10 protein-coding genes and 1 pseudogene are annotated in these 7326 nt (G+C 36.1%); 6 read left to right on the top strand and 5 right to left on the bottom strand.

Annotated elements, in window-relative coordinates; genetic code table 11:
* Positions 1 to 447 (bottom strand): annotated as a pseudogene (locus ACIR131C_RS26690) (hypothetical protein); the annotation flags it as partial.
* Positions 448 to 503: 56 nt separating this feature from the next.
* Between ACIR131C_RS26690 and ACIR131C_RS0107210 the strand changes: the two are divergent.
* Positions 504 to 1406 carry a metallophosphoesterase family protein gene (locus ACIR131C_RS0107210; protein WP_028089656.1) on the top strand — a complete coding sequence of 301 codons (903 nt, stop codon included), beginning with the start codon at positions 504 to 506 and terminating at the stop codon, positions 1404 to 1406.
* 238 nt (positions 1407 to 1644) lie between these two features.
* On the opposite strand, the gene ACIR131C_RS0107205 is transcribed toward ACIR131C_RS0107210, so the two are convergent.
* Both ACIR131C_RS0107205 and ACIR131C_RS0107200 read right to left on the bottom strand, forming a co-directional pair.
* Entirely contained in the window at positions 1645 to 2061 is a 417-nt protein-coding gene (locus tag ACIR131C_RS0107205; RefSeq protein ID WP_465249438.1) for a MurL C-terminal domain-containing protein, read from the bottom strand.
* A gap of 51 nt (positions 2062 to 2112) precedes the next feature.
* Positions 2113 to 2979: a MurL-like N-terminal domain-containing gene (locus ACIR131C_RS0107200; RefSeq protein ID WP_028089654.1), complete on the bottom strand. Its 867-nt coding sequence runs from the start codon at positions 2977 to 2979 to the stop codon at positions 2113 to 2115.
* A 159-nt stretch (positions 2980 to 3138) separates the two neighbouring features.
* Between ACIR131C_RS0107200 and ACIR131C_RS24375 the strand changes: the two genes are divergently transcribed.
* Entirely contained in the window at positions 3139 to 3219 is an 81-nt protein-coding gene (locus tag ACIR131C_RS24375) for a transposase (protein WP_231395419.1), read from the top strand.
* Between the two features lie 151 nt (positions 3220 to 3370).
* On the opposite strand, the gene rpmB is transcribed toward ACIR131C_RS24375, so the two are convergent.
* Both rpmB and htpG read right to left on the bottom strand, forming a co-directional pair.
* On the bottom strand, positions 3371 to 3607 hold the full coding sequence (gene rpmB / locus ACIR131C_RS0107195) for a 50S ribosomal protein L28 (RefSeq protein WP_028089653.1): 237 nt from the start codon (positions 3605 to 3607) through the stop codon (positions 3371 to 3373).
* Between the two features lie 122 nt (positions 3608 to 3729).
* On the bottom strand, positions 3730 to 5685 hold the full coding sequence (gene htpG / locus ACIR131C_RS0107190) for a molecular chaperone HtpG (RefSeq protein ID WP_028089652.1): 1956 nt from the start codon (positions 5683 to 5685) through the stop codon (positions 3730 to 3732).
* Positions 5686 to 5872: 187 nt separating this feature from the next.
* Here htpG and ACIR131C_RS0107185 point away from each other — a divergent pair, with 187 nt between their 5' ends.
* The 4 genes from ACIR131C_RS0107185 to ACIR131C_RS0107170 all read left to right on the top strand — a co-directional run bounded on the left by ACIR131C_RS0107185 (position 5873) and on the right by ACIR131C_RS0107170 (position 7257).
* Positions 5873 to 6262 carry a hypothetical protein gene (locus ACIR131C_RS0107185; protein ID WP_028089651.1) on the top strand — a complete coding sequence of 130 codons (390 nt, stop codon included), beginning with the start codon at positions 5873 to 5875 and terminating at the stop codon, positions 6260 to 6262.
* Positions 6263 to 6368: 106 nt separating this feature from the next.
* Entirely contained in the window at positions 6369 to 6554 is a 186-nt protein-coding gene (locus ACIR131C_RS0107180; RefSeq protein ID WP_028089650.1) for a type II toxin-antitoxin system HicA family toxin, read from the top strand.
* The gene (locus ACIR131C_RS0107175; RefSeq protein WP_196811737.1) at positions 6554 to 6811 is read left to right on the top strand and encodes a type II toxin-antitoxin system HicB family antitoxin; all 258 of its coding nucleotides are present in this window, start codon (positions 6554 to 6556) and stop codon (positions 6809 to 6811) included. The genes ACIR131C_RS0107180 and ACIR131C_RS0107175 overlap by 1 nt, the downstream gene beginning before the upstream one ends.
* Positions 6812 to 6837: 26 nt before the next feature.
* On the top strand, positions 6838 to 7257 hold the full coding sequence (locus tag ACIR131C_RS0107170) for a DUF29 family protein (RefSeq protein ID WP_028089648.1): 420 nt from the start codon (positions 6838 to 6840) through the stop codon (positions 7255 to 7257).
* Positions 7258 to 7326 lie beyond the last annotated feature (69 nt).

Raw genomic sequence — 7326 nt, 5'->3', positions numbered from 1 at the left:
AGTCGGTTTAGGTTCGGGTTCTATAACTGGAGTTGGTTTAGGTTCGGGTTCTATAACTGGAGTTGGTTTAGTAACTTCCTCAACTGGAGGAACAACCGCGACTTGAGTAGATTTAGGAATAAACAAAAATATAGTAATTCCTATTGTCACCAGAAAAATTACCGCAAAAATCCCAGTCAAAAGCGAATCTGACACATTATTAGATATACTTGATGGTAAGAATAAGCGAAATGTCCTTAAAAATCCATCCCAACGCGATAAAAAATTAATTTTCTTTCCACTGCTGTCTTTGGGTGTTTCTGTCTCTAACTTGACTACAGTGGTTTCTAAAATACCAATTGTTCCCCGCAAAACTTGGATAATTGCTGTCTTCCAAATTGGTTGATTTTTTTGGTATAGGGTAGTTACGGGTTCATTTCTTGATTTTGGTGCCTTTTTTCCTGACATGGAACTTTTACCCAAATTAGCGAATCAAAAACATACACAACAAGGAATAGATAATTATGAATATTAAACGCCGTCAATTTTTGTTTTTAAGTGGAATTAGTGTCATCACATCTGGATTTTTACATAGGAAGTTATTATCAAATTCTCTCATAGAATCAGCAACAGCCGCTAACCCCATTAAAAAAAATTTAAAAAAAGATTTATTATTGCGTTTTGTCTCCGTTGCTGATACGGGAACTGGTGCAAAAGGTCAGTATGCTGTTGCAAATTCTATGAATTATTATCATCAGCAAAATCCTTATAACTTAGTAATTTTAGCTGGTGATAATATTTATAATAATGGCGAAATAGAGAAAATTAATCAGGTTTTTGAACGTCCTTATCAACCTTTACTAAAAAAAAGTGTCAAGTTTTATGCTTGTTTAGGTAATCATGATATTCGCACTGATAATGGTGTTCCTCAAGTGAAATATCCTGGTTTTAATATGCAGGGACGTTATTACACATTTACTCAAAATCAAGTCCAGTTTTTTGCTTTAGATACTAATAGTAATGCAGATTGGCAAAATCAATTAATTTGGTTAGAAAAGCAATTAAGTATCAGTCAAGCACCTTGGAAAATCGTATTTGGTCATCATCCCATTTATTCATCTGGTCATTATGGTAATAATATAAATTTTATTAACACTTTTACCCCTTTATTTAAAAAGTACAATGTTCAACTTTATATTAATGGCCATGAACATAACTATGAACGGACTCGCGCTATTAATGGAACTACCTATTTAATCTGTGGCGCTGGTGCCGGTAATCGTCCTGTAAGTCCTTCTCAATTAACAGAATATTGCACAAGTAATTTGAGTTTTGCTGCTTATAATGTCTACCCAGATAGAATAGAAATCAGTGGTATTGATACTAATAATCGCGTTTTTGATCAAGGTTTAATTAGGGCTTGGTGATAGCCTGCGTGGCCTAGCCATAAAGTGATGATACCGTAGCGTGACGTAAGTCATAGATAGGTGCTAGGCCACGGGTACAGTATTTTCAATAGTTTGATTGTAGAAAAATTTATTTTCAGTGTTCAGTAAGTGCATGGTTTTTCATCCTTACAGTTTTTATTCCTTGTATCTTTTTCACTTCTTATTTATCTTTAACTGTTTTCAGGTAACGGTTTTAGGTTTATTCAGCAACTCCTAATTATTGATTTGTCAAAACTGAATTTAGTTTATCTTGGTGTTCTTTAGGAATGTTTTGAGGGGCGGAGATTTTTAGTAGAGATTCATCAAATTCAATATTGGGTATCTGAGCAAGAACACCTAAATGTTCGCCATTTTTGAGACGTTGTTTTTTGCATTTAGCTAAAGCCATTAAAGTTTCACGTTTTTCACCAACACACTCAAATGGTTTCTCAGTACTTGGGTCGAATAAACGTCTCCAAACTTCTTCTAGTTTTGTAAAACTGAATAAGTCCTCTCCCACTACCTGCTTGGCAAAAGAATAATCTGTGACGGCTTCGATTAAAGCATAAGAAAAAGCGCATTTTGGACAGTTACAACACCATCGAACGTCTCCTGAATTCCACTGTGCCTCGTTACATGAGGTAAGGCTATTCAGGATAGTTTTTTTCCATAAAGATAGTTGATTAACTGTAGCGATTGAGTAACTTTATTCGCAGATACTAACATACCTAAATGGCAAACCTTTTTGCTCTAAAAAATTATTAAAACGTTCTATATAAGCTGTTCCCTTGGCACTTTGATGATTGACTTCTCGCCCCTGATATGTAGTATTAGATTCATTAGAACTTTTATCATTTGCTAGGACCAGAAAGCGATGTCCCTGCTGTACTGCAATGATCATCATAATGAAAAGAGCATTAGTAATAGTAGGATCGTTACGAACGCCTTTATAACCAAAATGTGTAGCTGGATCTTCCTGTGGATGAGCTTCTATTTCCCACAGGTGACTTTGAGTTTTAATGTAATCAAATACTGGAAACTTTTGTAGCCAGTTGTTGCCTAATATTCCTCCTGCATTATGTAAAGTAAATGCTTCCATAGGAAGATTAGATTGCTGCATCCACTCAAATGCAAATGTACTTTCTTTACCCCCACTAACGGCAAGAAGATAAGTATCTTTGACGGATGGAAACCAAGAATTTTCTATAGAATTTAAACAAAATTCTATTCGAGGCATTTTATCCCAGTCCCATTTTTCCAGGCAAAACTTTTGCTGAAGATACCAGTAAATATCTTCATTCCACCAATCTGATTCCCATTGAAGACAGCTATACCAAGTTACTTTGACTGTCTCAGGGGTGCATATTTCACAAAGGCGATAAATTTCTGCCATTGCTATCCCGATTAAAATGGATGGGTGAGTTTGTTCTATATTTTCAAATATTGGAGGAAAGTCAATGTAATAAAAATGCTGCCAGTTATCAACTATAAACGGAAAAATAAGCCTATACTTTTTCCAGTAAGGTGCTTGAGAATAAATAACTGAACAAGTCGGAGATTCTCCAGTTGCCATGTATTGTATCCGCGACTCATGGTATCTACTCTTAAATGTTTCACTACGGTTCCTTTTATTCATTCTATGATTTAATAGTAATTGGTTTGAATCAAAATATCACAATTTTATCTTGATCACAAGTAGGGCAAAAAAGAAACTCTCTCATTGAGTGAAAGAGTGTTTAAGTGTGATAGCTGTGAGTTTAAATCCCAAAGGGATTGGAATTCAGCTATTAATTTGTCAAAAACTGTCACTTAGGCAATGTTAGCCTGTGAATTGGGTAAGTGCAGACACAGGAGGAAGCACGAAGTAAAAGAAGCTCAAAGTAGATTTGAGTAGGTTTTATATAACGGCAAGAAATAAATCTCCATTACCTGTTACCTATTACCTATTACCTATTAGCTACTATTTAGTAATGGTTGAGGTTGATACCAGCTTCTTTAGCCATTGCTTCTAAACCTTTAGTTTCTAAGGTTTTAATAGCTTTAGTAGAGAGTTTCAATCTTACCCAACGATTACCACCTGCCCACCAAATCCGCTTACTTTGGAGATTAACCTGCTGTAAACGGTTTGTATGACGGTTAGAGTGAGAAACAGAACAAGCATTATTGGCTTTTTTACCAGTTAGTTCGCAACGACGGGACATAATAAATATCTCCTAGAGTTCTATTTTAAGACAACCTTCCCATTATATCCTTTCAAATCCTGATTGACAGCTTATATATATTCAGATTCCCGACTTCTCACGTCAAGCGGGAATCTGGTTATTTACTTACTTACTTGTTCCGTTAACTTAGTTAGTACATCATTAGAACGTTCTACAAAGGATTTCATTCCGTCTGCATTAAAGCCTTTTTGAGACATCAGTGCTAAATCATAAACGTGCTGGCAAATCATTGTCACTAACTGACTCGTCTGTGATACACCATCACTATGAATAATACTACCTTGATTGATATTAACCAAGTTTTGAATTAATGGGTGGGCAGTATTTACTAGCAAAATATGTTCTTCAGGAAATTCAGCGGTTTGCTGCTGCATCATAGCGGTCATTTCCCGCATCCGACGCAGAAATTCCGGTAATAATACCATTGCTGGTGGTGTTCCTTGGGGGTCGTCGGATTTGAGTGACTCCGTGCGGATGTTCAATTTTGGTTTGTTCAGCGCCTTCTCAAATATTTCTTTAATCACTTCTCCTTTCGTCTTGTTAGTGGTTGGATCAACAATTTCACCAGTTTTGTCCTCTAGAAGAGTATTATCTAAATCCGAGTCCACCCGTGTAAATTTAACATCTCGATATTCTTGTTCGAGGAAGTTAATAAAGTGGGTATCAATGAAGGAGTCCATAAATAGGACTTCTAAACCTTGATTTTTGTGCAGTTCAATATAAGTGAATTGACTAGCTTCATCAGTGCTATAAAATACTTTATTTTCGTGACGCTCTTTGTTTCGCTCTAAGTATTCTTTGAGAGTAGTATATGGTAAATTAATACCATTAGCTGAGGTGATATCTTGCCAAGCATCATCTTCAGCAGTTTTCACCTCAACCGCTGCTGTGGCTTCTAATTTAGCTGTGGTGCGGAAGACAATGACATCTTCTACTTGTTTTTTGAATTTCTCATCATTGAGAACACCGAACTTGACGAATGTTCCCAAATCTTTCCAGATTGTTACGTATTGTTCCCTCTCATCACGGTATAATTCTTTGAGTCTATCGCCGACTTTCTTGGCTATATAATCTCCTATTCTCCTAATGGTGCGATCGCCTTGTAAAGCACTTCGAGAAACATTTAAAGGAATATCAGTGCTATCAATCACGCCTCGCATCGGCATTAAAAACTGGGGAATAATTTCCTCACAATTGTCACTGACAAACACCTGATTACAGAATAATTTAATTTGTCCCTTGGTAACATCTACATCAGGACGCATTTTCGGAAAGTAGAGAATACCGTTAATTACAAAGGGATAATCTGTATTCAGATGCACCCATAATAAGGGTTCTTCCTGAAAAGGATACAAATAGCGGTAAAATTCTAAATAGTCTTCTTTCGTAAGACTACTAGGAGAATCACGCCATGCAGCCTTTTGTTTATTTAAAGTTTCCCCATCCATTTTAATGGGAACCGGCATAAAATCACAATAGGTCTTGACAAGATTCTTAATTCGTGCTGGTTCTAAAAATTCCTCCTCTTCCCCTTCCAAGCTGAGAATAATTGTAGTTCCCCGTGTGGTACGTGAAGACTCATCTAAAACAAACTTAGGAGAACCATCACAAGTCCAACGCACTGCTTGTGCGCCTTCTTTGTATGAAAGAGTATCAATTTGTACTTGCTTTGCGACCATAAAAGAAGAGTAGAAACCCAAACCGAAATGACCGATAATCGGTTGGTCGGCTTTTCCCTCATACTTTTGAATAAACTCCTCAGCGCTAGAGAAAGCAACTTGGTTAATATATTTTTTTACTTCCTCTGCTGTCATTCCGATACCATTATCAGTAATGGAGAGGGTTTTGTTGTCTTTATCAATGCTAATGGAAATTTCTGGTTCACCAATTTCACCATTATATTCACCAGCACGGGACACCATATTTAACTTTTGGATAGCGTCTACCCCGTTGGAAACCAGTTCCCGCAAGAAGATTTGATGATCTGAGTAGAGAGACTTCTTGATAATCGGGAAAATATTATCGGTATGAATACTGATGTTACCTTGTTCTAGCATAGTTATCCGTCGGTTTTGGTTGCTTGCAGATATAGATTCTGAAAATCAATTTTCGGTGATTTTATCTTTTTTGGGGTAAGGAATACCTCTTAATCATGATTCGGATTACACTACCAAAGGATTATTGATGGTTTTAGATATTTATAATAAAAGTTGAGTATATTCAACCATCTTGAGGAATAATTCTATGGACCCCATAACTTTAGCTACTGCCATTACTACCATATTTCTCACGGGAGTGTTACAGAAACAGGGTGAAAATTTTAGTGATATTTTAATGCAAAAGGTGGGAAAAGCACTTGATTTTATTCGTAAACATTCCCCAGACACAGCAGCAGCATTAGCAGCAGGTAATCCAGAAGTATTATCTCTCAATTCAGAAGTTTTAGCACAAATTCCCTCAAATCCGATTTTTGCGGAATTAGTTGCTACTGCTGATGTTGAGAAGAATACCACATTTCAGGAAAAGTATCAAGCAGCGAAAGCAGGAGGCACAATTAATATTATTGGTAAACAGATTAATATTTCACAAGATGGTTCAAACAATACTCAAAATAATACCTTTGGTAACTTCTGAACTCATCTAGAACTTACGCAAGATGTGGTTGAAACTCCTATTATTGCGTAAGGGTAATTCATGAATTACCCCTACTTTTGTTTCGTTTTACGTAAGTCCTATTATCATGAAAATACGAGAAGTTATTAATTTACTTGAATCAGATGGTTGGTATTTGGTAACAACAGAAGGTAGTCATCGTCAATTTAAACATTTAATCAAACCAGGTAAGGTGACAGTATCAGGGAAAATGAGTGATGATATCAAGAAAGGAACGTTAGGAAGTATTCTCAGACAAGCAGGACTCAAATAATGGATAAATATCTGATTGTTTTAGAAAAAACTAAAACAGGATTTTCTGCATACTCCCCTGATGTTTGGGGTTGTATTGCTACGGGAGAGACATTGGAAACAACGTTAGAGAATATGCGTTCAGCTTTAGTTTTTCATATTCAAAATAGTGAGTCAATTCCTCAACCACGAGGTATTGATGCTTATTTAGATGCTTTGCGGGAGTCAGAGGGTGAGGAATTTTATCTCACACATATTGGGGTAGAAGTTTTGAAGTGAGAAATTTAATTCAGGAGGTTTGAGTTATGGAAGAATTACTAGAACTTCAACAATTACTGATTAATGGTAATATTCGTGGTGCATTGCTGCTAGTTGAAGAGATGACCGAAATGAGTAAAGATGATAAACTCAATAAGATTTTTAGTTTTGGCAAAATTATGCTTCTGCATTTAATTAAGCAAGCTGCGGAAAAACGTACTACTAGATCATGGAATTTGTATATTGCTAATGCAGTGAAAGAAATTCAACGCACAAACAAACGTCGTAAAGCTGGGGGAATGTACTTTACTACTGAAGAATTGCGAGAAACTTTAGAAGATGCTTATGAATTATCATTGAATGGTGCAGCAAAAGAAGCGTTTGAAGGTAGATATGAAACCGAAGAATTAGCAGCAATGGTAGATAAGGAAATGATATTACAACAGGCTATTGATTTAATCTTATAAAATGGCTTATTTGTTTGGTTTCCACACCCGTCTGGAACTTCAGTTCCAGGCTAATAGCTAAAGTTTACT

Origin of the sequence: Dolichospermum circinale AWQC131C (genome assembly GCF_000426905.1) — a bacterium.
Taxonomy (GTDB): domain Bacteria; phylum Cyanobacteriota; class Cyanobacteriia; order Cyanobacteriales; family Nostocaceae; genus Dolichospermum; species Dolichospermum circinale.
This window is presented reverse-complemented; position numbering and strand designations above follow the sequence as displayed.

Excerpts from the sequence above, each read along its gene's own strand:
- ACIR131C_RS0107185 (WP_028089651.1), top strand. The coding sequence starts at position 5,873 with ATGGACCCCATAACTTTAGCTACTGCCATTACTACCATATTTCTCACG.
- ACIR131C_RS0107210 (WP_028089656.1), top strand. The coding sequence starts at position 504 with ATGAATATTAAACGCCGTCAATTTTTGTTTTTAAGTGGAATTAGTGTC.
- ACIR131C_RS0107175 (WP_196811737.1), top strand. The coding sequence starts at position 6,554 with ATGGATAAATATCTGATTGTTTTAGAAAAAACTAAAACAGGATTTTCT.
- ACIR131C_RS0107170 (WP_028089648.1), top strand. The coding sequence starts at position 6,838 with ATGGAAGAATTACTAGAACTTCAACAATTACTGATTAATGGTAATATT.
- htpG (WP_028089652.1), bottom strand. The coding sequence starts at position 5,685 with ATGCTAGAACAAGGTAACATCAGTATTCATACCGATAATATTTTCCCG.
- ACIR131C_RS0107200 (WP_028089654.1), bottom strand. The coding sequence starts at position 2,979 with ATGGCAACTGGAGAATCTCCGACTTGTTCAGTTATTTATTCTCAAGCA.
- ACIR131C_RS0107180 (WP_028089650.1), top strand. The coding sequence starts at position 6,369 with ATGAAAATACGAGAAGTTATTAATTTACTTGAATCAGATGGTTGGTAT.
- rpmB (WP_028089653.1), bottom strand. The coding sequence starts at position 3,607 with ATGTCCCGTCGTTGCGAACTAACTGGTAAAAAAGCCAATAATGCTTGT.